Consider the following 25599-nt stretch of genomic DNA (forward strand, 5'->3'; position numbering starts at 1 on the left):
CTTGATGAACAAACCCGTCAAAATCATCATCATTATCGCCGTCCTTGCCTTGGTCGCCGTAGGCGCCTGGCGCGCGACCAGCTTTTTCAGCGGCGTGTTCGATGATCTGTTCGCGCAATCGCGCGCAGTGGCCGCGCTGTCCGACAAGGCCGCGACTGCCATCGTTGCCGATTGGGACCCGCAATCGCTAAAGGCTTTGGCCACGCCGGACTATTTCGCTGCCCAGGAGCAAGCCGGTTTCGCCGCCTGGAAGACCTACCAACTTCTCGGTAAGCCGGTCACGCTCAAGCCCTGCACCGTGCCGTCGCTCAACATCACCAATGGCCGCGGCACGGCATCCGCCAGTTGCGCAGCAACATTCCCCAGCGGCGACGGGGCTATCAGCTTCGATTACAACAACGACGGCGGCGAGTGGAAAATCGCCGGGTTCAAAGTCGCATTCTGACTGCTTCGAAAGGCCGACTATGATCATCACCACCACGCCGACAGTCGAAGGCCGCCCGATCCGCGATTATCTCGGCATCGTCACCGGCGAAGTCATCGTCGGCGCCAATATCTTCAAGGATCTGTTCGCCGGCATTCGCGACATCGTCGGCGGCCGCGCCGGCGCCTATGAATCCACCCTGCGCGATGCCCGCCTCCAAGCCTTCCGCGAACTCGAAGAGGAAGCCCGAAGCCGTGGCGCCGATGCCGTGGTCGCCATCGACATCGACTACGAAGTCGTCGGCCAGGGCGGCTCGATGCTGATGGTCTCGGTATCGGGGACGGCAGTGAAGCTCTAGCCCCGCTCTATAATCCGATCCCGCCCAATGGCTCGGTCTCGAACCGCTCGCCGAAACCCACAATGATGGGACGCGCCTTGGCGATCGTGGCCTGCACATGCGGCAATTGCAGCGATGCCTGGTGCTTCTCGGTGTCCGTCCAGACCTCGGTGATCCAGATGCCATCCTCCGAGGCAGGATCGCGCGCGACGATATAGCTGAGGCAACCCGGCATGGTGTCGTGGTCGTCGAGCAGGATCGCCAAAAGGTCCTCGCGCCTGCCCGGCGCCGCCAGCATTTTCCCGATCAGGCCATACATGGTATTTTCCCCTTCAACCCTTTATGAGCACAGACGACCTCAATACCGGAACCGCCCATGCCCGTCGATCAGCTCTCCGCCCCGCTCACCAAGGACCAGGCCTATGCGCTGGTCGATGCCGTCATGGAGCGTGACGACCTGGCGCTGACCGCCTCGGCGCATGAGAATGAAGCGACCGGCGAATGGTTCTTCGAGGCCGCCTGCGACAGCCCGCCGGACATCGAGGCCTTTGTCGAACTTGCACGCCAAACCCTTGGCGGCGTCGTTGAATTTTCCGTGGCGCCCCTCGACCCGGAAATCAACTGGGTCGCAAAATCACTCGAAGGCCTGCCCCCGGTGATCGCCGGCGGCTTTTACGTCTATGGCAGCCACGAAACCGGCCCCATCCCCTCCGGCCTCACCGCCATGCGGATCGACGCCGCCCAGGCCTTCGGCACCGGCCATCACGAAACGACCACCGGGTGCCTCGAAGCCATCGACCGCCTGCTCAAGCGCAAGAAGCCGCGCGTCATGATCGATGTCGGCACCGGCACCGGCGTGCTCGCCATCGCGCTAGCCAAACGCCTGCACACGCCCGTCATCGCCAGCGACATCGATCCGATTTCGGTCAAGACCACGGTAGACAATGCCGCCCAGAACGGCGTCGGCAAATTCATCATCCCTGTGGAAGCCACCGGCCTAAACCACCGCACCATCGCCCAGAATGCGCCCTATGACTTGGTGGTCGCCAACATCCTGGCCGGCCCGCTGACCGCCCTCGCCCCGGCCATGGGCCGCATCGTCGAGCGCGGCGCCACCATCATTCTCTCGGGCATTCTCGAGCGCCAAGCGCCGGGCGTCATCTCCGCCTATGCTTTGCAAGGCATGGTGCTAACGCAAAAGCTGCAGCGCAAGGACTGGACCACCTTGATGCTGGAAAAGCGCTGAACCTCTTCCGTCAGGTGGGCACCATTTGTGTGCCGATATTCAGGTCAGGCCGAGTCGAAAGAGGTAGCCGCCGAGAACCGGAGCGGAGCGTACGTTCTGTACGTGAGCACCGGAAGCGCAGGCGGGTGCCTCTTGCAGACCGGCCTCACCTGAATTGCGGCGCACAAAAGCAAAATCCCCGAAGCAAGCTCCGGGGATCATCAGATCGTCAGCAGTAAACTGCAGCGGCCTTACGGGCGCTTGGTAAATGCGCCGATCAGCTGGTGCTGCATGCGATAGCTGACCTGGCGGCTCGACTCACGGCCACGGGCGTCGATAACGGAACCCAGGGCCTTGCGGAAATCGTTCTTGCTCTCAGTCATTTCAGTCTCCATGCGCGGTGTCGGTTGTCTGTTGCCCCCGACACGAACTATTTAGGGTAAGTCGAAACCTTTGGTTAGGCCTCCGCTGACACAGCAGCCATGCCGGCGACGCAAACCCCGTTACCGCTTCATTAATTTGCCGTTCAGACTGGCGTTCGCCAGCGCCATGATTAAGATTGCACCAAAAGCCGCCTACCCGGCATCAGGACGCAAATAATGACCGCCCAGACCTTCGCTCCCACCGTCTTTCAGAGCTTTGAAGAAAAAGCCGATCCGAAAAACGTCGCTCCCCGGCTTTCCGCGCTGCGGGGCGAATTGACCAAAGCCGGGCTGGACGCATTCCTCATTCCGCGCGCCGATGCCCATCGCGGCGAATCGGTGCCGCCCGGCGAAGCGCGCCTCGCCTACGTCACCGGCTTCACCGGCTCGGCCGGCATTGCCATCGTGGGATCGAAAAAGGCTGGCCTGTTCGTCGATAGCCGCTACACGCTGCAGGCACCGGCCCAGACCGATACCAAGAAGATCACCGTCCACGAATTTCTCCAGACCGGTATTTCCGACGAGGTCGCCGCCTATGTCCCCAAGGGCGGCCGCATTGGCTTTGATCCCTGGCTGCATACGCCGGGCGAAATCCGCGACCTTTCCAATCGACTCGGCAGCCGTGCCACTTTGGTGCCTAGCGAAAACTTCGTCGACCGTATCTGGCCCGATCGTCCGGCCCCGCCCGCTTCCACCATTGAACTGCTCGGGCATAATCGCGCCGGCAAGACCCCGGCCGACAAGCTGGCCGAACTGCAGGCCAGCCTCGCTGCCGATCAGGCCGATGCCGCCGTGCTCACCCTGCCCGAATCGATCAACTGGCTGCTCAACATCCGCGGCCGCGACGTGCCCAATACACCCTTCGTGCTGGGCTATGCCGTTGTGCCCAAATCCGGCCTGCCCACCCTGTTCCTCGATGGTGGCCGCATCACACCCGAGCTGACCCGCGCGCTCGACGGTATCGCCAAACTCGCCAAGACCAGCACGCTCGAAGCTGCCCTCGCCCGCCTCGGCAAGGGCGCCAAGGCTGTGCTGATCGATCCCGCCAGCGCGCCCGAGGCGGTTGCCGCGACCTTGCGCATGGCCGGCGCCAAGCTGATCGAAAAGCGCGATCCGGTGCTCTTGCCCAAATCGCGCAAGAACGGCGCCGAACTCGCCGGCATGCGCGAGGCCCACAAGCTGGACGGCGTCGCCCTCGCCAAATTCCTCGCCTGGTTTGATGACAATGCCCCCTCGGGCACTCTCACCGAAATCGGCATCGTCACCGCGCTCGAAGCCTTCCGCCGCGAGGAAGAAACCTGCGTCGATGCCAGTTTCGATACCATTTCGGGCGCCGGCGCTAATGGCGCCATCGTGCATTACCGCGTCACCACCAAGACCGATCGGACCCTGGCCGCCGGCGAAATCATGCTGCTCGATTCGGGCGCGCAATACCTCGCCGGCACCACCGACATCACCCGCACCATGTCGACCGGCTCATCGACGCCGGAACAGCGCGACCGCTTCACCCGCGTGCTCAAGGGCATGATCGCCATTTCGACCGCCCGCTTCCCCAAGGGCACATCAGGCGCGCAGATCGACGTGCTCGCCCGTCAGTTCCTCTGGCAGGCCGGCGTCACCTACAATCACGGCACCGGCCACGGCGTCGGCGCATTCCTGTCGGTACACGAAGGCCCCACCGGCATCGCCCCGCGCTACACCTTGCCGCTCGAAGCCGGCAGCGTGCTCTCCAACGAGCCCGGCTATTACAAGACCGGCGAATACGGCATCCGCATCGAAAACCTGATCGTCATCCACGACAGCGCCATGGCGCCCGGTTTTTTCGATTTCGAAACCCTGACCCTGGCGCCTATCGACACCCGCCTGATTGACAAGACCCTGCTGACCGACGCTGAACGCGACTGGCTCAATGCCTACCACCAGCGCGTGCTCAAGGAGATCGGCCCGCTGGTGAAGGGCAAGGTCAAGGACTGGCTGAAGCAGGCAACCGCCGCGATCTAGCGGTACAAGGGGGCTTTTGAGCCCCCCTTCGTTATCCTCAATCAGTATGTGCCAGCGTAAAAATCTCGCTCAGCCGGTATTCGTTGCCGGGCGTCTTGGATTCGACATCGTCGATTTTCCAGCCACCGTCTTCCTTCACCAAGTCGTAGCTCAGCGTCCGCTCTTCGCCAAAATTCTTGAAGCTCACGTCCGCCGACGCATAATCGCCAGCAATTCCGGCGGCGCCAATCTGCAAATCTGTAATTTGCCAGTCCTGCCCGTCAATGAACGGATCGAAGTCCAGTGCGCCGCTATCCCCCTCCGGGGTCGTTTGGGCATCAGCGTCGTACAGCGCTTGCAGCCCGGCGGACCTGAACTCGCCCTCATCGCTGAAATCCGTGTCGGCGGCGAGATAGCGCGCATAAAATGCCTGCAGTAGCGCGTCGGGCGTATCATAGGGCTGTGCAGCCACAATCCCGGTGAACGCCAGAACGAAGCCGGCGGCAAGAACAGCAAGACGCATGGAAGTCCTCCATAGTGAAGCGTGAGCGCCGGCGCGGCTCGAAGGCAGCACCGGCGCAAAAGTTCTAGTTGAACCAGAAGGCGTAGCCCAGCCACTGATCGCCGAATACCTTGTTGGCCTCGGCAAAACTTTCGGCGCTCGCCACCGGACCGTCCTTAAGGAAGGGAACGGCACCAAGGCCAGTCAGGATCATCACGAAATCGGTCTCGGTTGCGGTTTCGAAATAGGCCTTGAGATCAAAGCCCTGCTTGAAGCGCCAATGCGGCACCAGCAATTCGCCATTGAGAATCTGGTCGGCCGTATCCAGCGTCGCCATCCAGGCTTTGACCGTTGCTTCGTCCACCTTGGCGTCCTTGCTCAGCGGCGTCTGGCTCGGTGAGGGCACCAGTTCGTGGTCGTCATCGGTCTCGGCCAGGATCGCGTCCCAGTTCTTGCGCGACAGGGCCGTGATCGACAGCAACCGGTCACGCACGCCGGCCAACCGCGCCTTATCGATTACCGGGAAATCGAGCGTATGGATTGCCGCGACGACGTCGGCGATCGACGCGTCGGTCTGTGGGTCCATCGCCAGCGTACCATTGCTCGCGTCCTGCATCGGCAGTCCGGATTTGGGGAAGAGACGATGGAAATAAGCATCCACCAGACCGTGGAAGTCATGCGCCAAGAGGAAATCGGCATGGGCCGCAATCACTTGGGTATAGCCCGCGAACCAGATCGCATCGGCACGATCGAAGCCGATCTCGAATTTCTGCTCAGCCGGCGTCTCTCCGCCCTTCTTCTTGCCGCTTGGCGGCAGCCCATCTGGGTAGGGAATATCGGCCCAACCGAACGCCGGTCCTAGCAGATCGCCCAGCGTCTCGCCAGGCTCGGCGGTGCCATCCCCATTCGCGTCGAAGCGGAATTTCAGCGGCTCCAGCGCCACCACATAGCCAGTCTCGCCGGCCGTTTCGAACAGGGCCTCGCCCGCGTCCATGCTGGTCACCAGGTCCTGCAGCAGCGTGCGGAACTTCTCATAGGTAATCGGTTCGGGATTTGGATTGGCCGGCACGCCCTGCCCGCTGGGGCCAATCATGCCAAGGACGCCCAACACTCCGGTGTCCGGGAGCGTCGCGCCATAACGGTACAAATCCCGCGACACCCCCTGCAGCCCATCGACAAAGGTCAGCATGCCAGCGGCGAACTTGGCCTCCGGGTCACCCGCCTCGGCCAGCGGCGTTACCGCCGCCAGTCCCTCGGCAATCGTGCCCTCGTAAAGGTGGGCGCGCAGCAGGTCGCCTGCCTCCCCCGCTTGCGCCAATCCAGGCAACATCAGTGATGCGGCGGCCAGTCCGGCCGCCCAAAGCTTCAAGCCCATCGTCTCTCCCTGCGGCCCCTCGGCCGGCTATTTGGCGATCAACGCGAACCAATCGTCCTCGCTGATCACCTGCACGCCCAGGTCTTCGGCTTTCTTGAGCTTCGAGCCGGCTCCTGGTCCCGCCACCAGGATATCCGTCTGCGCAGAAACCGACCCCGCGACCTTGGCGCCATGCCGCTCGGCCATAGCCTTGGCTTCAGATCGTGTCATTTTTTCGAGAGATCCGGTGAACACCACCGTTTTGCCCGCCACCACGCTATCGGCCGAAACGCTGAGTACATAGGCCTTGGGATGCACCTGCCGGAGCAGCGCCTCAATGACGTCGTCATTGCGCTGATTGCCGAAGAAATCGATCAGCGCCTCGATCACCGTATCGCCAATGCCGTCGACATCAGGGAACACGCTATGCGGATCGTCGGCATGGGCGGCCGTCTCCTTGCCGACCCGGATCAGCTCTTCCATGGTCGAAAAAGTCCGCGCGAGTACAGCCGCCGTGGTCTCCCCGATATGACGGATACCCAAAGCGAAGATGAAGCGGTCCAGTTCCGGCTCGCGCCGCGCATCGATGGCGTTGAACAGCTTTTCCAGCCCCTCGTAATTGCGGTCCTCGACCCCACGCACATTTTTTCGGGCTTTGCCGGAGGCCTCCTCGCGCAATTTAGCCTGGGCCTCGCGCCGCGCACCAAGCGCCGCCTGCACCTCGGCGCGCCGGTCCTTGAGCGTAAAGATATCGGCGGCAGTCTTGATCAGGCCGGCATTGAAGAACAGGTCAATATTCTCGGCCCCCAACCCCTCGATATCCATCGCCCCGCGCGACACGAAGTGCCGCAGCCGCTCCACCGCCTGCGCCGCGCAAACCAGTTCCCCGGTGCAGCGCCGCCGCGAGTCTTCCTTGCCGGTCTTGGGGTTTATCTCGCGCGTTGCCGGCGATTTACAGATTGGGCACTCATGCGGAAACTCGTACGGCACCGCGTCCGCCGGCCGCTTCTCCAACACCACCCGCACGATCTGCGGAATGACGTCGCCAGCCCGTTGGATCACCACCGTGTCGCCGATGCGCACGTCAATAGGCTCATCGCCACGGATCGGCCGCCCGGTACTGTCAAAACCCTTGATATAATCCTCGTTGTGCAGCGTCACATTTTCGACCACTACGCCGCCCACGGTCACCGGGGCAAGCCGCGCCACCGGCGCCAGCGTGCCGGTGCGACCCACCTGGATATCGATGCGCTTGACCACTGTCGTCGCTTGTTCGGCCGGGAATTTATGCGCAATCGCCCAGCGCGGCTCCCCGGTGACAAAACCCCACCGCTGCTGCAGATCAAGCCGGTCGACCTTGTAGACCACGCCGTCGATGTCGTAGCCCAGCGACGAGCGCTGAGCCTCGATCAGCCGATACTGCGCCACCAGCTCCTCAACCGATTTCGCCCGCACCATCAGCGGGCTGACCTTGAAGCCCCATTCGGCAAATTTCTGCACGGCATCGTATTGCGTATCGGCGGGCTCCGCGCTGCTCTGCCCCCAGGCATAGGCAAAGAACCGCAAATTGCGGCTGGCCGTGACCGAGGCATCCTTTTGCCGCAGCGAGCCCGCCGCAGTATTGCGCGGATTGACATAATCCTGCCCGCCCGCCGCTGCCGAACGCGCCTTGAGCGCCTGGAACTCCGCATAGGTCATATAGACCTCGCCGCGAATTTCGATGCTGTCGGGCCAGCCGGTGCCGGCAAGCTTGGCCGGAATATCGGCGATGGTCCTCAGGTTCGCGGTAATGTCCTCCCCCACCGTGCCATCGCCACGCGTCGCGCCCTGTACGAACACGCCATTCTCGTAGCGCAGCGAAGCCGACAGGCCATCGATCTTGGGCTCAGCCGTGAAAACGAGCTCCAGTTCCTTATCCCGCTCGAAGAACCGATGTCCGCGCTGGATGAAATCGACCACGTCCTGGTCGGTATAGGCCTTGGCGAGGCTCAGCATCGGCACGGCGTGCCGCACCTTGGCAAAGCCCTCCGCGGGCGGCGCGCCAACCGCCAGCGACGGGCTATCCACCCGCACCAGCCCCGGAAACGCCTCCTCGATCGCGTCATTGCGGCGCCGCATGGCGTCGTAGTCCGCGTCGGTTATCTCAGGCGCATCATTCTGGTGATAGGCGACGTCTGCCGCCGCGATCGCCTCGGCAAGGCGTGCCAATTCGGCCTCGGCCTCGGCTTCGATAAGATCGTCGATGGATTTGCTAGACAGGTCGGTCATGGAATTACTCGATGCTTCCCCGAACAACTAAACCATGTAGCCGCCTGCCAGAAGCCCCCTCACCCCGCCTCCGCTTCGCTCGGCCACCCTCTCCCCGACGGGGAGAGGAATTCTGCCAGCTCAGTGTCCCCTTTTCTTCTCCCCATCGGGGAGGAGGTGGCGCGCAGCGCCGGATGAGCGGGATTCGACACCGAACCTAAGCTTGATTGGAGGAGACACCCCTTCTGAGGGCCACCAGCAACAAGAAGATTAGTGCACTTCGCTTAACAGCTTACTGGCCGCGGCCCGCGCCTCAGCCGTGACCTCCGCCCCCGATAGCATGCGTGCCACTTCTTCGCGCCGCGCCGGCTTGTCGAGCGGCTTGACGTGAGTGCGCATGAAAGCGCCCTCGTCCACCATCTGCTTTTCAATAAGCAGATGCCGTTGCGCCCGCGCGGCCACTTGCGGCGCGTGGGTCACCGCCAGCACCTGCACCTTGCCGGCCAGTCTCGCCAAGCGCCGCCCGATGGCATCGGCCACGGCGCCACCGACGCCAGTGTCGATTTCGTCGAAGATCAGCACCGGCGCCGAACCACGATCGGCCAGCACCACCTTCAGTGCCAACAGGAACCGGCTCAGTTCGCCACCCGACGCGACCTTGAGCAGTGGTCCAGCCATGGTCCCTGGATTGGTCTGGACGTGGAAGGCGATCTGGTCGAACCCGCTGGCCGCGATCCGGCTGTCATCGATCTGGTGGTCCACAATGAATTTGGCCGCACCCAGCTTCAAATCCGGCAGTTCCGCGCCCACGGCTTCGCCCAAAGCCGCCGCCGCCTTGGCGCGCCCGGCACTCAACGTGCCCGCGAGCGCCGAATAGTCAGCCAGCGCCTTAGCCGCCGCATGCTTGAGAGCCGCCAGCCTCGTCTCCCCGCTTTGCAGCGTTTCCAGGTCACCAGCATACTTCTTCAAAATTGCCGGTAGTTCGTCGCACACCGTCTGGTGCTTGCGCGCAGCCGCCCGCAATGCGAACAGCCGCTCCTCGACATTCTCAAGCTCGGACGGATCATAAGCCATCTCGCGCTTGAGCGCTTCCAGCGTATCCGAAGTGTGATCCAGCGCGATCAATGACGCGTCCAGCGCATCGACGATCGGCTGGAACAGCGTTGCCCCACTATCGATCTTGCGCAGCAACCGCCGCATCAGGCTCGACAAAGCCGGGGCGGGCGCCGACGGTCCGTTAAGGATATCGTCGGTTTCCTTGACGTCGGAGACGGAGCGCTCGATCTGCTGCAGGTGCTGGCGCCGCTCGGCCAGTTCCTCCTCCTCGCCGACTGTCGCACCGAGCTTGGACAGTTCCTCCACCGCGTGGCGTGCATAGTCCTCTTGCGCCAACGCCTCGGCCACCAGGGCCTTCTGCGCAGTCACCGCGTCCTGCGCATCGGTCAACGCCGCCCAGGCTTCGCGCACCGCGGAGGCCTGCCCTTCGAGCACGCCAAACGTATCCAGCGAGGAGCGATGCGTGGCGGCGTCCACCAGCGCCCGGTCGTCATGCTGGCCGTGAATTTCCACTATCTGGCTGCCAACCCGCTGCAGCAGCGCCGCCGATACCGGCTGGTCGTTGATGAACGCCCGCGTCCGCCCATCGGGATATTGCACGCGCCGCAGGATCACATCCTCGTCGTCGGGAATGGCGTTATCGCGCAATGCCGCGCGGGCCGGATGATCCTTGGCCAGTTGCAGCACTGCCACAACCTGCCCGCTATCGCAGCCGGCCCGCACCAGAGAGGCGTCGCCGCGTCCGCCCAGCGCCAGCGTCAGCGCATCAAGCAGGATCGACTTGCCCGCGCCGGTCTCGCCGGTCAGCACGGTCATGCCGCCGTCCAGCGCCAAGTCGAGCTGATCGATCAGGACAATATTGCGAACCGAAAGCGTATTGAGCATGGCGTGACTGTTCCCGAACTCTCACCTGGCGCCTTGGTCCAAAGCGCCCTGCCCACCCCGCATTGCCTAGCCGGACTCAGCCGGCAACAAACGAACGGGGCGCGCCAGCAAGCTAGCGCACCCCGGAACAAACAAGCAACAGAATTCTAGATTACTTCTTGAAGCCAGCCATCCAGCTACCGTCATTCATCGCCGGCGCTAGCCCCTGCTTGCCCAACAGGTCGAATGCTTCCTTATACCAGTCGCTCGACGGATAGTTGTGGCCCAGCACTGCCGCGGCGGTCTTGGCCTCGTTGGTCAGACCCAGTAGCAAGTAGCCCTCGGTCAGGCGATACAGCGCTTCCTCGATATGGGTCGAAGTCTGCCACTGCTCCACCACGACGCGGAAACGATTGATGGCGGCGGTATACTGGCCATTGCCAAGATAATACCGGCCCACCGACATTTCCTTGCCAGCCAACTGATCATAGGCAACCAGCAGCTTTTCCTTGGCGTCGTCGGCATATTCCGACTTCGGATAGTTCGAAATCAGCAGGTTATAGGTGTCGATCGAATCGCGCGACAATTGCTGGTCGCGTGTGATGTCCTTGATCTGGCCAAAGTACGAGGTGGCCTTGAGATAGAGCACATAGGGCACGTCCTTGCCGGACGGATAAACCGCCAGGTACCGGTCGGCCGCCAGAATCGCTTCTGGATATCCGCCGATGCGATAGTTCGCATAGACTTCCATCAGCTTGGCTTTTTCGGTGATCGGATCGCGCGGATGCTGGCGTTCCAGCGTCTTGAGCGTATCGATCGCCGTCATGTAGCGCTGCTTGTCCATATTATCGAGCGCGCTCTGATACAGAGCCGCGGCCGGAATAATCGGCTCTTCCTTGATCTTGGGCGGACCGAAAAGGTTGAACCCCGAGCAGCCTGCCAGCGCCAGGACCAGCAGGCCCATCGTCAGAAACCGGGCGGCCCGGCTGGTGTAACCACCAATTGCATCAACTGTCACGAACTGCCCCGTCCTCATAAGAACCGCATATGGGCTGCGGCCTAAAGTTCAATTGGATCAAAACTGTGGCCGCGCCATGACGCTCGATCAGCCAACCGAGCGCAGATAGTGACGGATCTCCAAGCCTTCTGGCTGGTCATCGAAACTATCGAACTCCAGCGGCAGATCCTCGGCATTCACTATTTCATAGTTGGCATCGCTGGAAAAGAGACCACTCAGGACATGGGCATTCAGGGCATGGCCGCCCTTGTACGAGCGGAACCGGCCCCAGATCGGCAGCCCGCCGAGCGACAGATCGCCGATCGCATCGAGCAGTTTGTGGCGCACGAATTCATCCTCGTAGCGCAATCCGCCCGGATTGAGGATGCGGTCCTCATGCACGGTGATCGAATTGTCGAGGCTGGAACCCAGCGCATAGCCGGCCTGGCGCAGCGCCTTGGCGTCGCGAACGAAGCCGAAAGTGCGGGCGCTCGAAACATCGTCGTAATAGCGGCGCGGCGTCCAGTCGAAGATCATGCGCTGGCGGCCGATGACTTTGGAGTCGAAATCGATCTCGAGGTCCAGCGCGCGCCCATTATAGGGTTCAAGCGCCGCAAAGGCATCATTGTTGCGCACGGTGACGGCGCGCATGATCTTGAGGAACTTGCGCTGTGCCGGCTGGATTTCCAGACCCACCTGCAGGATGGCTTCGGCAAACGGGCGCGAGCTGCCATCCAGAATTGGGCATTCGCCGCCATCGACGGTGATCAGGGCATTGTCGACGCCCATACCGGAAAGCGCCGAGGTGACATGTTCGATAGTGGCGACCGATACGCTATCGCCAAGGTCCAGCGTGGTGCACAGCGTGGTGCGGGTAATCCGGGAAAAATGGACCGCGACCGGCGCGGTTCTGCGGCCTTCGCCCAGATCACGGCTGATGAGGTAGCCACTGTCAGTGGGAGCGGGGCTCAGCGTCAGGGTCACCGGCTGGCCGCTGTGAACGCCGTATCCGGCAAAGCTAATCGCGGCAGCAAGGGTACGCTGGCGCGTGGTCATATTCTGCATACTCGAAAGAACTCCGGACCCGGCCGTGGTTTTGCGACGAAAGTGTTATCCAAAAAAAACTCGGTGCGGAAGCCGCACCGAGCAATGTTTCAGCGTTTGGATTACCGAACCTTAACCGTGCTTGCGCAGGAAAGCTGGGATTTCGAGGTGGTCTTTTTGCGGTGCCGGCGCGGGCTGGCGACCCTGCGCATCGAGCCCACCAATGGCCCCATCGACAGGTGGACGAACCTGCGAACCCCTTGCGCTGCTTGCTTCAATTGCGCTGCGAGCCGCGTGGTCGTCGGCGCTCGAATAGCTGGTTTCGTCCTTCGCGGCAGCCTGCTGGCCCAGATTTAGGCCGACATTGGACGCCAGCCGCTTGAACAAAGCACGGGCATTGCGCGGCTCGACTTCCTGACGTTCCTGCGCTTCCTGTGACCGGCGCGCAACAATCGGCAGCTCCTCGGTGCGCGGCATGCGGCGCTGACCTTCGGGACGGGCGGCGTTGGAAGGCACATAAACGCTCGGAACGGGCTGGTCTTCGACCTGAGCGATCTCTTCGTGCTCGTAATTCGAATCAACAGCCGGGATATAGGGCTCGACGAACACGCCGTCGTCCTCATGCCCATAGCTCGATGTATGCGTCGGCTGCTCGAGCGCGAAGGCCTCGGCAACTGCGGCTTCCACCTGATGCTCGATTTCCAGCGGTGTCGTCATTGCGGCGCGTTCCATGGCGACGCGGGTCGGCTCCACCGGAACGTGGCGCTTGACCGAGAGCGGGGTGCGCGAAGCATGCGGCTTGGCCGGCTCAAGCGCCTGCACCATGGCGGCGTCGGTACCCGTGGCCACCACGGACACGCGGATCGTGCCGGTCAGGCTTGGATCGTAAGTGGCGCCCAGGATGATATTGGCGTCGGCGTCGACTTCCTCGCGGATGCGGCTGGCCGCTTCATCGACTTCATAAAGGGTCAGGTCGGGACCGCCGGTGATGGAGATCAACAGGCCGCGTGCGCCCTGCATCGACACGTCATCGAGCAGCGGATTGGCAATGGCAGCCTCGGCGGCGTGGCGGGCACGGTCTTCGCCCGAAGCCTCGCCGGTACCCATCATCGCCTTGCCCATGCCACGCATCACGGCGCGCACGTCGGCGAAATCGAGATTGATCAGGCCTTCCTTGACCATCAGGTCGGTGATGCAGGCGACACCCGAGAACAGCACCTGGTCGGCCATCGCGAACGCGTCGGCGAAGGTGGTCTTCTCGTTGGCAACGCGGAACAGATTCTGGTTCGGAATGACGATCAGCGTGTCGACATGGCGATGCAGCTCGTCAATGCCATCCTCAGCCAGACGGGCGCGACGATTGCCTTCGAAATTGAACGGCTTGGTGACCACGCCAACCGTCAGGATGCCCTGCTCGCGCGCTGCGCGAGCCACGACAGGCGCTGCGCCGGTACCGGTGCCGCCGCCCATGCCCGCGGTGATGAACACCATGTGCGAGCCGGAAAGGTGATCGTTGATTTCGTCCCAGCTCTCTTCGGCAGCTGCGCGGCCCACTTCAGGATGCGAGCCGGCGCCCAAGCCTTCGGTAACTCCGACGCCGAGCTGGATGATGCGCGGCGCCTTGCTGAGGGCCAGCGCTTGCGCGTCGGTATTGGCGACGACGAAGTCGACGCCTTCGAGGCCCGACTCGATCATGTTGTTGACGGCGTTGCCGCCAGCACCACCGCACCCGAATACGGTAATGCGGGGCTTCAGTTCCTGGATATCCGGAATCGTGAGGTTGATGGTCATGGTGGGCCTCATAGTGGCGTGGTTGGTAAAGATTTACCCCGCTATTCGTTAACTCCAGCCTAACAATTGTCCCTCAGGCGTTAACGTGACCGCAATTTGCGACACACGGGACCATTTCGCTTACCCCGCGTTAACCATGACACACCCCAAACGGCCGAAAATAAGGATTGACGGCCGTTGTCGCCCAGTAGATAACCATATGGTCATATAACCAATTGGTTCTAAACGAAGTACAACGCCCATTCGAGGAGACGACTATGACCTCAATCAAGCCCTGTCTGTGGTTCGACAACCGCATCGATGAAGCTGTGGAATTTTACACCAAGACGTTTAAGAACGCCAAAGTCACCAACATCACTCGCGCTGCCCCTGGCCAGCCGGCTTTTACCGCCGAGTTTGAGCTTGAGGACCAGAAGTTCATGGCGCTCGGCGGCAATCCGCGGTTCCAGTTCACCGAGTCCGTATCGTTCTTCGTCACCTGCGCCGATCAGGCCGAAGTGGATCACTTCTGGAACACCATGACCGCCGACGGCGGTGAGGAAAGCCAATGCGGCTGGCTCAAGGACAGGTTCGGCCTGTCCTGGCAGATCGTGCCCAAGCAGATCTTCGAAACCGTCATGGGCCCCGACCGAGCCGGCGCCCAGCGCGCCATGCAGGCCATGATGGGAATGCGCAAACTCGTCGTCGCCGATCTGCAGAAGGCCTATGCGGGCGGGTAGAACCGGAATATCGGTCTGGTCGTCACCCTCGGGCCCGAAGGTGACGACCACCATATATACGCGCTCTACGCCCCCCCACGCCTTGAACAGCTTGGCCATATCAGGTGCCTGGTTCGGCTTGGCGGCCCGAGCTGCATTCAGGGCTTCCACCCACCACGCCAGATTATCCAGCATCAGCTCGGCGGCAGTATAGAGATAGGGATAGTAAGCAAAGCTCTTGCCCTGCATGAACCCGATGAACTCGTGGGCATTGATCTGCACGGTCTGGCGCAGCGACACCATCTGCGACTCCGCCGCAACCTGTCGCAAGTGTTCGATAGCCCGCGATCCGCCAGAATTGCCGTAGCCCCCACGGGCTCGCGGACAAATTCGGTATAGACGCTGTCACATAGGTCAAAATCCAGCACTGCCAAGCTGTTGCCAATCGGCCCGGACTATGGCCTGCTACCGCGTGCCATCGAGGAGGATCGGCATGAACCAGCAAGACCTGATCGACGCTGTCACAGCAGCCTTGGCCAATGAGCCCGCGATCCACGCTCTGTTTCTCGCCGGCAGCTATGGCCGGGACACCGCCGACGAATACAGCGATGTCGACTTTCTTGCCGTGGTGGAGCCGGACGAGCAGCCCGCTTTTGCCCTTCGTTGGCGCGAGGTGCTGAACGCGATCACCCCCATCGTGTTCTGGAACGAGTTGAACCGTGGCGGCCTCATCATCATGGCGGTGTCGGCAGAGTGGCTACGATGTGACCTCAACGTTGCCCCGCCCGGCAAGTTGGGACACCGCGCGAAGAATACCCTGAAGCCGCTGATCGACCGCGACGGCATCTACGCCTCATTGCCCGATAGCCTCCCGCCCAAGGCGCCCGACCCACGCGTGGTCCATTATTTGATCCACGAGTTCATCCGCATGCTAGGCCTGCTCCCCGTGGCCCTTGGCCGACGGGAATATGTCACCATGGTGTTGGGCATCGGCATGATGCGCGGGCATCTGGAAACCCTGTTGATGCAGGACGTGACCAATCCCGATCCCGGCGGCATCCTGCATCAGTCGAAGCTCCTGCCGTCCGACCAGATGCAGTTGCTCGCCTCCCTGCCCTATCCGGGACCGCAGCGCGAAGCGCTGATCGAAGCCAATTTCGAGATTGCCCGACAGTTCATGCCGCGGGCGCGGGCAATGGCCAAGCGACTGGATATCGCTTGGCCCGAAGAGTTTGAGGCCGCTACGCGCCGACGATTGAGCCTGACGCTGGGCGAGGCCGCCGGCCGCGCCTGGTAGGCTAGGTCGTGCGGACAGTTGAGTGAGGACGTGGCGAAAATGGTGGTTTTCGAGAACCGGAGCGCAGCGTACGTTTGTACGTGAGCACCGGAAGCGCAGAAAATTGCCGTTTGCAGCCCGTCATCACCAACTGGCCGTCCGACCTACAGCCAGCCGCGGCGCTTGAAATAGAGATACGGCAGGATGGCCGACAGGACCATCAGCCCCAGGGCGAACGGATAGCCGAAGGTCCACTGCAGTTCGGGCATGATGGCGTAGTTCATGCCATAGATCGAGGCCACCAGCGTCGGCGGCAAGAACACCACGGCCGCCACCGAGAAGATCTTGATGATCTGGTTCTGCTCCAAATTGATCAGGCCAAGCGTGGCATCGAGCAGGAAATTGATCTTGCTCGACAGTGTCCGCGCATGTTCGCCCAGCGAGAGCGCATCACGCTGGATCAGCTTGATCAACTGCCGCGTTTCGCGTCCTGCCTTGGTGGTGGGAGCGTCGGGCGCCGAGTGAAACGCCGCCAGCCGCGAAATGCTGACCAGGCTCTCCTGCACCATCGTCAACAGTTCCGCCTTGGCGCCGATCTGTTCGATGATCGAGCGCAAATCTTGCTGCAATTGCTTGGCGCTGGACTTCTTCTTACGGAACACGTCGCGCGAAATATGGTCGATCTCGTAGCCGACCCGCTCCAGCGCATCGGCCGTCCGATCGATCATGGCTTCCAGCAGCCCCAGGAAGACTTGCTCGCCCGAGCCGCAGATGATGCCCTTGGCCTTTTGCGCCCGCATCAAAAACGCCAGGAACGGCTTGGGTTCGGCATAGCGCACCGTCACCAGGGTCATGCCCTTGAGGATAAAGGTGACCGGGGTCTTGGAAGGCTCCTCGGTGTCCAGCTTGAACAGTGCCGTCATGGTCATGAACTCGGCGCCGTCTTCATTATAAAGCCGGGCCGATAGCTCGATCTCCTCCATTTCGGCCTGCGTCGGGATGACGATCCCCAGCAGCGACTCGACGAGATTGTCTTCCTCGGACGTCGGATCGAGCAGGTCGAGCCAGACCAATCCGTCGGTCGAGCTTCCCTCGGATACCGGAACTTGGATGAGTTTATTGGTTTGATGTTGATATGCGCGCAGCATGGCGAGGCTCCTGGGCAAGACCGGTTGCGGTCCGCCGAGCCGACATCGCTGTCAGGCGCGCAGGACCGCGAACGGGATCGAAGAACAACTTCGACTGTCGGGGTTCATGGGGTTTCTCTGGGTTGAAGTGGCTGTACCACTGCCCGCGTCATGCGCCCGCGCATCGAGCCTGTCAACGCGCTTGAACACGCTGCACGGCAGCCTTGCCAAAATGTAATGAGTGCGGATTTGACCACCCTCAGAAGCTCGTGCGCAGCCAGTGCCCAACGCGCGAAAAATACCCGTCCGTGCCGGTCAATTTGCGCACGCTGCGTGGCTCGGCATATTCGCGCGCACACACCTGCGGATAGATCAGCATGCCCGCCACGCTGGCAAAAGCCGCGCCCTTGGCCATTTCCGGCAGGCCGGCAATACCCATCGGCCGTCCGTTGCGCACATTTCGCGCCAGAATCCGCCGCGCCACCTCGGGCAGGCCGGTCATCTCGCTGGCCCCGCCAGTCAGCACGAACCGTCGCCCGCACACATCCATCATTCCGGTCGCCTGCATCCGGTCACGAACGGCGGTCAGGATTTCCTCGATCCGCGGCCGCATGATGCGCGTCAGCACCGAACGGGCCACCTGCCCCGGCGCCTCGTCATGCGTCGCGCCGACCGGCTGGATCGAGATCATGTCGCGCTCATCGGCCTGCCCCGGCAGCACCGAGCCGTAGAACGTCTTCAGCCGCTCGGCATCGGCCACACTGACCGAGAGCTGTCGCGCGATATCCAGCGTCAGGTGATGCCCGCCAATGGCGATCGCATCGGCGTAGCAGAGGTGCCCATTGTTAAAGACAGACACCGTCGTCGTCGCGCCGCCAAAATCGATGCAGGCCACGCCGAGCTGGGACTCATCATCCACCAACACTGCCAACCCTGACGCATAGGGCGTCGCGATCAGCGCCTCGATCTGCAGGTGGCACCGATGTAGCACCAGTTCCAGATTGCGCATCGCCAGCGTCTCGGAACTCACCACCGCCACGTCGACGCCGAGCTGCTCGCCCACCATCCCCTTGGGATCGCGAATGCCCTTCTGTCCGTCCAGCGAATAGCCGATCGGCAGCGCGTGGATAATCGAGCGTTCTGGCCGCACACTGCGCTCGTTGACGGCCTTCAGCACCCGGTGAATGTCCGACTTCTCGACTTCCTGCCCGTCCAGCGACACCGCCGCCGAGAACATCTCCGAGCCCAGCCGGCCAGCCGTCACATTGACGATCACCGATTCCAGTGTCAGCCCGGCTGCGCGCTCGGCCATACCGACGACAGAACGGATCGCCTGCTCGGCCTTTTCGATATCGCTGACCACGCCACTTTTCACGCCCGATGACGGGCCATACCCAAATCCGATCACCTCGGCCTGGTGCGAACGCCCCCGCAGCGCCTTGCCTTCGGCGCGCGGCGTCAGGCGGGCGATGACGCAACAGATTTTGGTCGAGCCGATATCGAGCACCGCCACCAGCGTGGTCTTGCCGGGTTGCACGGGCCGCAGCCGCGATGTCATCGAATCGGTCATCATTTCTTGGGTGGTTCTTCTGTCTTGGTCGGGCGCACCGCCACGATGCTGGCAACCCGCAGGTCGATCTGGGTCACGTCGCGGTCGAGCAGTTGAAAATCGGTCTGGTAGTAGTCGAGACGCTTCAGCGCCTGAGCCACCCCTAGCTCAGGCAATTGCACCCGCAGGCCCGTGTCGTAGATCAGGTCCCAACGCCGGTCGGCGATGCGCGATAGCGCCACCAGCCCGTCCTGCAGATGCGGATATTGCTTGAGCGCCATGATCATGCCCAGCGCGTCGTCGGCAGCACCATCGCCCACCACCAGCGGCAGTTCGCCATAGGTGCCGTGATCTTCGCCGATCTGCTCGCCCTCGCCGTCCACGACGAAGGTCACGCCATCGACGCGCCAGCGCGCCACTGGCACTTTTTCGGTGATGGTGACCACCAGGTCACCTGGATAAATCTTGCGGATATTTACGGTCTCGACCGACGGCAGTTCCGCGATCCGCTGCCGCGCCGCTTCTACGTCGAAGCTCACGCTGGACGTATGGGGCTCCACACCCAGCGCGTCGAAAATCGACTGTTCGCTGGTCAGCGACTGCCCGCTGATGGAAATTTCACCAATCGCGAAGGCGGTATGGCCCAATTGGCCCTGCGCCACCACAGCCAGGTTCGCGCCAGCCTGAATGACGGCATCGCGCGTTTCATAGAGCACACCCACCGCCACAACGGCGATTACCGCCATGACGATCCGCACCACGGCGACGCGATGCAAAATCCAGGTTCGGCCGAAATTATTGCGCAGCCGTCGACGCGGCGCAGAGACATGCACAGGCAGCGCGCGCGGGTCGATGACCCTTGCGCCGGCGAGAATCGCCTTGGTGCCTACCTGTTGCAACTCGCGTCCTCCACCATCCAGGCGACCAGTTCCTCGAACGAATGCCCCGCATGCAAAGCCTGCTCAGGCACCAGCGAGGTCTGGGTCATCCCCGGCTGGGTATTGATTTCCAGGCACACCAGCTCGCCGTCCTCGCCCGCCGCTTCGTTGTAGCGGAAGTCGGTTCGCGTCACGCCCCGGCACCCGAACGCCGCATGCGCGGCCAAAGCCATCTTCTGCACTTTGTCGTAAATTTTCGGTTTCAGTTGCGCAGGAATGATGTGGACGGAGCCACCTTGGGAATACTTGGCGTCATAGTTATAGAAGTCGAGATTGGTGATGATTTCCGTCACGCCAAGCGCCACGTCGCCCATCACTGCGCAGGTCAGCTCGCGCCCGGGGATATAGCGCTCGACCATAAGTTCTTCGCCAGATTTCCAGTCTTCCCGCAGGATTTCCTGCGGCGGGTGGCTGGTTTCGGCCTTGACGATAAACACACCAAAACTCGAGCCATCGGCGATCGGCTTGATCACATAGGGCGGCGGCATGACGTGCGCGCGGCCAGCTTCGGCCCGTGACACGATCACGTGATCGGTCACCGGCACGCCCGCCGCTTTCAGCATGATCTTGGCCTGATGCTTGTCCATCGCCATGGCCGAGGCCAGCACGCCCGAATGCGTATAGGGCAGCTCCATCAGCTCCAACACGCCCTGGATCATCCCGCTTTCGCCAAACGGCCCATGCAGCGCATTGAACACCACGTCCGGCTTGAGCGCGGTCAGCACCTGGACGACATCGCGCCCGACATCGACTTCGGTCACCTGATACCCGGCCCGCCGCAACGCCGCCGCGCATTCCGTGCCCGACGCCAACGACACCGGCCGCTCCTGCGACCACCCGCCCATCAGGACGGCGACATGTTTGCTCATTGCACGTCCTTCCCGATCAGCGCGCCAAGTTCACCCGGCAAGGCCCCGGCCCATTGCGTGATATTTCCGGCTCCGAGCAGCACCACATAATCCCCCTCCGCCGCGCGCTCAGCGATCAGCGCCGGCAGGTCCTCAGGCTTGTCGAGCACCCGCGCATCGCGATGCCCGCGCGCCCGGATACGGTTGACCAGTTCCTCATGCGTCACGCCGGGGATCGGCTGCTCGCCCGCCGCGTAAACGGGCGCCACGATCACCGTATCGGCGTCGTTGAAGCAGGCGGCAAAATCGTCGAACAGGTCATTGAGCCGCGAATAGCGATGCGGCTGCACCACTGCGATCACATCGCGCCTGGTGGACGAACGCGCCGCCTTCAGCACAGCCGCAATCTCAACTGGATGATGCCCGTAGTCGTCGATCACCGTGATGCCGCCCACAACACCGGTCTTGGTGAAGCGCCGCTTCACCCCAGTAAATCCCTTGAGCCCCTTGCGGATCGCCTCGGCGGGCACATGCAACTGGTCCGCCACGGCGATCGCCGCCGTTGCATTCAGCGCATTGTGCACGCCCGGCATCGGTAGTTCCAACCCGTCGATGCGCAACTGCGTCATGCGGATACGGTCGCGAATTTCCACCGCGAAATGGCTGACGCCGTCGATGGTTTCGAGGTCCACCAGCCGCACATCGGCCTGCGGATTGCGCCCATAGGTAATCACCCGGCGGTCGCGGATTTCACCCACCAGCGCCTGCACTTCGGGATGGTCGAGGCACATCACCGCAAAGCCGTAGAACGGCACGTTCTCGACGAAATTGTGGAAGGCTTTCTTGACGCCCTCGAAGTCGTGGTAATGGTCCAGATGCTCGGGATCGATATTGGTGACAACCACCACATCGGCCGGCAGCTTGACGAAAGTGCCGTCGCTCTCGTCAGCCTCCACCACCATCCATTCGCCTTCGCCCAGCCGCGCATTGGTGCCATAGGCGTTGATGATGCCGCCATTGATCACTGTCGGATCGAGGTTGCCCGCATCCAGCAGCGTCGCCACCAGCGTCGTCGTCGTGGTCTTGCCATGCGTGCCACCAATGGCGATGGCGTTCTTGAAGCGCATGATTTCGGCCAGCATCTCGGCTCGCCGTACCACCGGCAACCCCCGCGCCCGCGCTGCATCCAGCTCGGGATTACCCTTCTTGATCGCCGACGAAACGACGACCACGGCCGCTTCACCGAGGTTCTCGGCCCGCTGGCCGATCTCAATCTTGATGCCCATACCTTGCAGGCGCTGCACATTGGGATTGGCGGCGGCGTCGGAACCCTGCACCACATAGCCCTGGTTGTGCAGAATCTCGGCGATCCCGCTCATGCCGATCCCGCCGATACCGACGAAGTGGACCGGCCCGATATTGCGCGGCATTTTCATTGAGTGCGTTCCATTTCGGTCGTGCCCTTGCCGGCCAGCATTTCGGCCAGGTCCGCCAGTTTTTCAACGGCCAGCGGCTGGCCCAGTGCGCGGGCCGCATCAGCGGCCGACCGCAGGGCATCAGGATCGGTTAACAAAGTCGTGAGCCGAGTGCCCAGCGAAAGCGGCGAAAGCGTGGCCTGCTCGGCGATCCAGCCGGCGCCGGCAGTCTCCATCACCATGGCATTGTTCTTCTGGTCGGCATCGATCGCGCCCGGCAGCGGCACTAGAATCGCCGGCCGCCCCAGCACGCACAGCTCTGCCACAGTCGAGGCACCGGAGCGCCCAATCACCAGATGGGCACGCGCGATGCGCTCCGGCAGATCGTCAAAAAACGCGGCCAGTTCCACGTTGACCTTGGCTAGTCGATAGGCCTCCGTCACCCGGTCCAAATCCTCGGCGCGACACTGCTGCACCACCTGTAGCCTATGCCTGATCTCTTCGGGCAACAGCGCAATGGCGGGTGGCACCAAGTCGGCAAAGGCCCGCGCCCCCTGGCTACCGCCAAAAATCACCACCCGGATCGGGCCCTGCCCGTCCAGCGCCGGATAGGGCGTGCGCGCAATCGCCCGCACCCGGTCGCGCACCGGATTGCCCGTCACCCGCTTTTCCAGCGTCAGCGCATCGGCGAATTTGGTCTGCGGAAAGCTCAGTGCGAGGATATCTGCAAACCGCGACAGCGCCCGGTTGGCGCGTCCCAGCACCGCATTTTGCTCGTGCAAAATCCCCGGAATGCCGCGCAGGCTTGCCGCCACGAATGGTGGAAACGTCGGATAACCGCCGAACCCGATCACCGCATCCGGCCTGATCTTGCCCAGCTTGCCGAACGCCACGGCAATCCCGCCGACAATCTTGAATCCACCGGTCACGAACTTGATCGGATTGCTCAGCGACGGCGTTGCCGCCGGGACCACATGGATTTCCTTCGCCGGAAAATCGGCGCCATAATTGGCCACCCGATGGTCGGTCATCAGCACGATCTCGTGCCCGCGCCGCTTGAGTTCCTGCGCCAGCGCCGTGGCCGGGAAGAGATGTCCTCCCGTGCCGCCCGCCATCAAAACAAATGTCTTCATTCCGCTGGCGCCAGGGCGCTGCGGTAAACCGGGATACCCGTCGTCAGCCGTTCCTCGGGCTTGGAGCGCGTCAGCGCCAGCATCAGCCCCATGCCGAAGGCGATGGCGATCATCGAGGTGCCGCCATAGCTGACAAAGGGCAGCGTCATGCCCTTGGGCGGGATCAGGTTGAGGTTCACCGCCAGGTTGATGCCCGACTGCATGGCGAACTGGATCGCCAGCGTCGAGGCCGCCAGCCGCGCGAACAGGCTGGTTTGCCGCTGCGCGCCCAGCATGGCCCGGATCACGATGAAGCAGATGAGCCCTACTAGAACCATGCAGAACAGAATGCCGAACTCGCCCGCCGCCGCCGAGAACACATAGTCGGCATGGGCGTCGGGGATCAGCTTCTTGGCCTCGGATTCACCCGGCCCTCGGCCGAACCAGCCGCCCTCGAGCAAGGACTGCAGCGCCCGGTCGATCTGGTACGTATTGCCGCCCCCCTCGGGGTTGAGGAACGTGTCCACCCGCTTGGAAAAGTGCGGGAAGAAAATGTAGGCGCCGAACAGCAGCCCGCCGCCGGCTCCCGCCATGCCGAAAATGATCCACCAGGAAATCCCCGAGACGAACATCAGTACCGCCCAGGTGGCCAGGATCAGCGCCGTCTGCCCAATATCAGGCTGCAGTAATAGCCCGGCGACGATGGTGAACGCGATCACCGTCGCGATGATCTTGCCCGGCACGTTCCTCAGCACCATGCTTTCGGAAAACAGCCATGCGCCCAACACGGCGAACGCCGGTTTGACGAATTCCGACGGCTGGATCGACTGGCCGGCAAACGACACCCAGCGCCGCGCACCCTTGACTTCAGTGCCGAATTTCAGCGTCGCCCACAGCAGCGCCACGCTGATGATTAGCGTGCCCAGCGCCCAGAACCGCGCCTGCCGATGGTTGAGAAACGAGGTCGCGATCATCACCGGCAGCGCCGCGAGGCAAAACAGCGCGTGGCGGATCACGAAGAACCATGGCGACAGCCCGATACGCTCGGCCACCGGGGGGCTGGCGGCAAAACTCAGCACCATGCCGCAGGTCATTAACAGGATCAGCGCCCCGAGCAATTCGCGGTCGATCGACCACCACCACTCCGCCAAGGGCGTCTTCTCTGCGCGGGAAAACATCATGCGCGCGCCGGTCGGCCCGGCCTCCTGGAAGGGAAAAACAATTCCCCGCCATTCTAGCCCGCCGATGGTTACTGATTCCCTGTCGGCTTCGCGTTTTGCGACTCGGCTACCGAAGTTTCAGGGAACTGAGCCCGATCAGTGCCAGCACAAAGGATATGATCCAGAACCGGATCACCACCTGGCTCTCGGTCCAGCCCAGCGCCTCGAAATGATGATGAATCGGCGCCATACGGAACACGCGCTTGCCCGTCAGCCGGAACGACGCCACCTGCACGATCACCGATACGGTCTCCAGCACGAAGAGGCCGCCGATGATTGCCAGCACGATTTCATGCTTGGTCGCCACCGCGATCGTGCCCAACGCGCCACCCAGGGCAAGCGAGCCGGTATCGCCCATGAAAATCTGCGCCGGTGGCGCATTGAACCACAGGAACCCCAGCCCTGCCCCGATCAGCGCTCCGCAGACGACCGAGAGCTCCGCCGTGCCCGGCGTATAATTGAGCAACAGGTAGTCCGAAAATGTCACGCTGCCGACCAAATAGGCGATCAGCGCAAAGCACGCCGCCGCCACCATCACCGGCACGATCGCAAGGCCATCGAGGCCATCGGTCAGGTTGACCGAATTACCCGCCGCCATGATGACGAAGCCGCCCAGCACTATAAAGAAATAGCCCATGTTCCAGGCCAGTCCCTTCACGAACGGGAAGAGAAGCGAGGTCGCATAGGCCGGCTCGCTCAGCCGGGAAATCGCGTAGCAGGCGATGAGCCCGATAATGGCCTCGATCAGCAGGCGCTGCCTGCCGCCAAAACCCTTATGGCTCATACGCTTGACCTTGAGATAGTCGTCGTAAAAGCCGATGGCACCGAAGCCGATGGTGACGAACAGCACGACCCACACATAGCCATTTGCCAGGTTCGACCACAGCAGCGTCGACAGCACGGCACCCGACAAAATCATCAGCCCGCCCATGGTTGGCGTGCCTTTTTTGGTCAAAAGGTGCCCGGCCGGCCCGTCTTCGCGGATCGGCTGGCCGCGACCCTGCTTGAGGCGGAGGAGGGCAATCATGCCGGGGCCGAACATGAAGACGAAGAACAGCGCTGTGACCACCGCGCCGGCGGTGCGGAAGGTGACATAGCGGAAAACGTTGAACGCCGTGAGGCTTTCGCCGAGCTGACCGAGAAAATACAACATGCTTGGACGTGTCCTCGTCT

23 protein-coding genes are annotated in these 25599 nt (G+C 62.5%); 6 read left to right on the top strand and 17 right to left on the bottom strand.

All coding sequences use genetic code 11. The annotated features are described in order from the left end of the window. Positions 1-4 precede the first annotated feature (4 nt). Both JWP26_RS01885 and JWP26_RS01890 read left to right on the top strand, forming a co-directional pair. Positions 5-445, top strand: a complete 441-nt coding sequence (locus JWP26_RS01885; RefSeq protein ID WP_299722622.1) for a hypothetical protein — start codon at positions 5-7, stop codon at positions 443-445. Between the two features lie 19 nt (positions 446-464). Beyond that, on the top strand, positions 465-782 hold the full coding sequence (locus JWP26_RS01890; RefSeq protein ID WP_299722625.1) for a heavy metal-binding domain-containing protein: 318 nt from the start codon (positions 465-467) through the stop codon (positions 780-782). 7 nt (positions 783-789) lie between these two features. Here the strand turns inward: JWP26_RS01890 and JWP26_RS01895 are convergent, their stop codons facing one another. Next, positions 790-1080: a putative quinol monooxygenase gene (locus JWP26_RS01895; protein WP_299722628.1), complete on the bottom strand. Its 291-nt coding sequence runs from the start codon at positions 1078-1080 to the stop codon at positions 790-792. 57 nt (positions 1081-1137) lie between these two features. Between JWP26_RS01895 and JWP26_RS01900 the strand changes: the two genes are divergently transcribed. Next, positions 1138-2007, top strand: a complete 870-nt coding sequence (locus JWP26_RS01900; protein WP_299722631.1) for a 50S ribosomal protein L11 methyltransferase — start codon at positions 1138-1140, stop codon at positions 2005-2007. A 230-nt stretch (positions 2008-2237) separates the two neighbouring features. Here JWP26_RS01900 and JWP26_RS01905 read toward each other — a convergent pair whose 3' ends face one another. Next, entirely contained in the window at positions 2238-2369 is a 132-nt protein-coding gene (locus JWP26_RS01905; RefSeq protein ID WP_263574796.1) for a hypothetical protein, read from the bottom strand. Between the two features lie 216 nt (positions 2370-2585). Between JWP26_RS01905 and JWP26_RS01910 the strand changes: the two genes are divergently transcribed. After that, on the top strand, positions 2586-4409 hold the full coding sequence (locus JWP26_RS01910) for an aminopeptidase P family protein (RefSeq protein ID WP_299722643.1): 1824 nt from the start codon (positions 2586-2588) through the stop codon (positions 4407-4409). A 37-nt stretch (positions 4410-4446) separates the two neighbouring features. On the opposite strand, the gene JWP26_RS01915 is transcribed toward JWP26_RS01910, so the two are convergent. From JWP26_RS01915 to ftsZ, 7 genes are all read right to left on the bottom strand, one after another. Continuing rightward, complete coding sequence (locus JWP26_RS01915) at positions 4447-4911, bottom strand: DUF3828 domain-containing protein (RefSeq protein WP_299722647.1); 465 nt, start codon at positions 4909-4911, stop codon at positions 4447-4449. Between the two features lie 64 nt (positions 4912-4975). Next, positions 4976-6265, bottom strand: a complete 1290-nt coding sequence (locus JWP26_RS01920; RefSeq protein ID WP_299722650.1) for a hypothetical protein — start codon at positions 6263-6265, stop codon at positions 4976-4978. A 27-nt stretch (positions 6266-6292) separates the two neighbouring features. Then, on the bottom strand, positions 6293-8503 hold the full coding sequence (ligA, locus tag JWP26_RS01925; RefSeq protein WP_299723236.1) for an NAD-dependent DNA ligase LigA: 2211 nt from the start codon (positions 8501-8503) through the stop codon (positions 6293-6295). A gap of 258 nt (positions 8504-8761) precedes the next feature. Continuing rightward, on the bottom strand, positions 8762-10432 hold the full coding sequence (recN, locus tag JWP26_RS01930; protein ID WP_299722653.1) for a DNA repair protein RecN: 1671 nt from the start codon (positions 10430-10432) through the stop codon (positions 8762-8764). A 151-nt stretch (positions 10433-10583) separates the two neighbouring features. Further along, positions 10584-11429 carry an outer membrane protein assembly factor BamD gene (locus JWP26_RS01935; protein WP_299722656.1) on the bottom strand — a complete coding sequence of 282 codons (846 nt, stop codon included), beginning with the start codon at positions 11427-11429 and terminating at the stop codon, positions 10584-10586. Positions 11430-11516: 87 nt separating this feature from the next. Further along, complete coding sequence (gene lpxC, locus JWP26_RS01940) at positions 11517-12473, bottom strand: UDP-3-O-acyl-N-acetylglucosamine deacetylase (protein ID WP_299722659.1); 957 nt, start codon at positions 12471-12473, stop codon at positions 11517-11519. A gap of 111 nt (positions 12474-12584) precedes the next feature. After that, positions 12585-14243, bottom strand: a complete 1659-nt coding sequence (ftsZ, locus tag JWP26_RS01945; protein WP_299722662.1) for a cell division protein FtsZ — start codon at positions 14241-14243, stop codon at positions 12585-12587. A gap of 257 nt (positions 14244-14500) precedes the next feature. On the opposite strand from ftsZ, the gene JWP26_RS01950 reads away from it, so the two are divergent. After that, a complete protein-coding gene (locus JWP26_RS01950) occupies positions 14501-14962 on the top strand; it encodes a VOC family protein (RefSeq protein ID WP_299722665.1) in 462 nt (153 codons plus the stop codon). A 472-nt stretch (positions 14963-15434) separates the two neighbouring features. Continuing rightward, the gene (locus JWP26_RS01955) at positions 15435-16238 is read left to right on the top strand and encodes a nucleotidyltransferase family protein (protein WP_299722668.1); all 804 of its coding nucleotides are present in this window, start codon (positions 15435-15437) and stop codon (positions 16236-16238) included. A gap of 143 nt (positions 16239-16381) precedes the next feature. On the opposite strand, the gene corA is transcribed toward JWP26_RS01955, so the two are convergent. The 8 genes from corA to mraY form a co-directional block, all read right to left on the bottom strand. Beyond that, the gene (corA, locus tag JWP26_RS01960; protein WP_299722671.1) at positions 16382-17365 is read right to left on the bottom strand and encodes a magnesium/cobalt transporter CorA; all 984 of its coding nucleotides are present in this window, start codon (positions 17363-17365) and stop codon (positions 16382-16384) included. Positions 17366-17603: 238 nt separating this feature from the next. Then, positions 17604-18917 (bottom strand): cell division protein FtsA, encoded by a 1314-nt coding sequence (gene ftsA, locus JWP26_RS01965; RefSeq protein WP_299722674.1) that lies wholly within the window; start codon positions 18915-18917, stop codon positions 17604-17606. Continuing rightward, entirely contained in the window at positions 18914-19792 is an 879-nt protein-coding gene (locus JWP26_RS01970; protein WP_299722677.1) for an FtsQ-type POTRA domain-containing protein, read from the bottom strand. The genes ftsA and JWP26_RS01970 overlap by 4 nt, the downstream gene beginning before the upstream one ends. Then, entirely contained in the window at positions 19780-20700 is a 921-nt protein-coding gene (locus JWP26_RS01975) for a D-alanine--D-alanine ligase (RefSeq protein WP_299722680.1), read from the bottom strand. The genes JWP26_RS01970 and JWP26_RS01975 overlap by 13 nt, the downstream gene beginning before the upstream one ends. After that, on the bottom strand, positions 20697-22115 hold the full coding sequence (murC, locus tag JWP26_RS01980) for a UDP-N-acetylmuramate--L-alanine ligase (protein ID WP_299722683.1): 1419 nt from the start codon (positions 22113-22115) through the stop codon (positions 20697-20699). The genes JWP26_RS01975 and murC overlap by 4 nt, the downstream gene beginning before the upstream one ends. Beyond that, positions 22112-23227: an undecaprenyldiphospho-muramoylpentapeptide beta-N-acetylglucosaminyltransferase gene (gene murG, locus JWP26_RS01985; protein WP_299722686.1), complete on the bottom strand. Its 1116-nt coding sequence runs from the start codon at positions 23225-23227 to the stop codon at positions 22112-22114. The genes murC and murG overlap by 4 nt, the downstream gene beginning before the upstream one ends. Continuing rightward, a complete protein-coding gene (locus JWP26_RS01990) occupies positions 23224-24387 on the bottom strand; it encodes a putative peptidoglycan glycosyltransferase FtsW (protein WP_354041183.1) in 1164 nt (387 codons plus the stop codon). Before JWP26_RS01990 ends, murG begins: the two co-directional genes overlap by 4 nt. 106 nt (positions 24388-24493) lie before the next feature. Continuing rightward, complete coding sequence (mraY, locus tag JWP26_RS01995) at positions 24494-25579, bottom strand: phospho-N-acetylmuramoyl-pentapeptide-transferase (protein WP_299722689.1); 1086 nt, start codon at positions 25577-25579, stop codon at positions 24494-24496. Positions 25580-25599 lie beyond the last annotated feature (20 nt).

Origin of the sequence: Devosia sp. (assembly GCF_028290435.1) — a bacterium.
GTDB lineage: Bacteria > Pseudomonadota > Alphaproteobacteria > Rhizobiales > Devosiaceae > Devosia.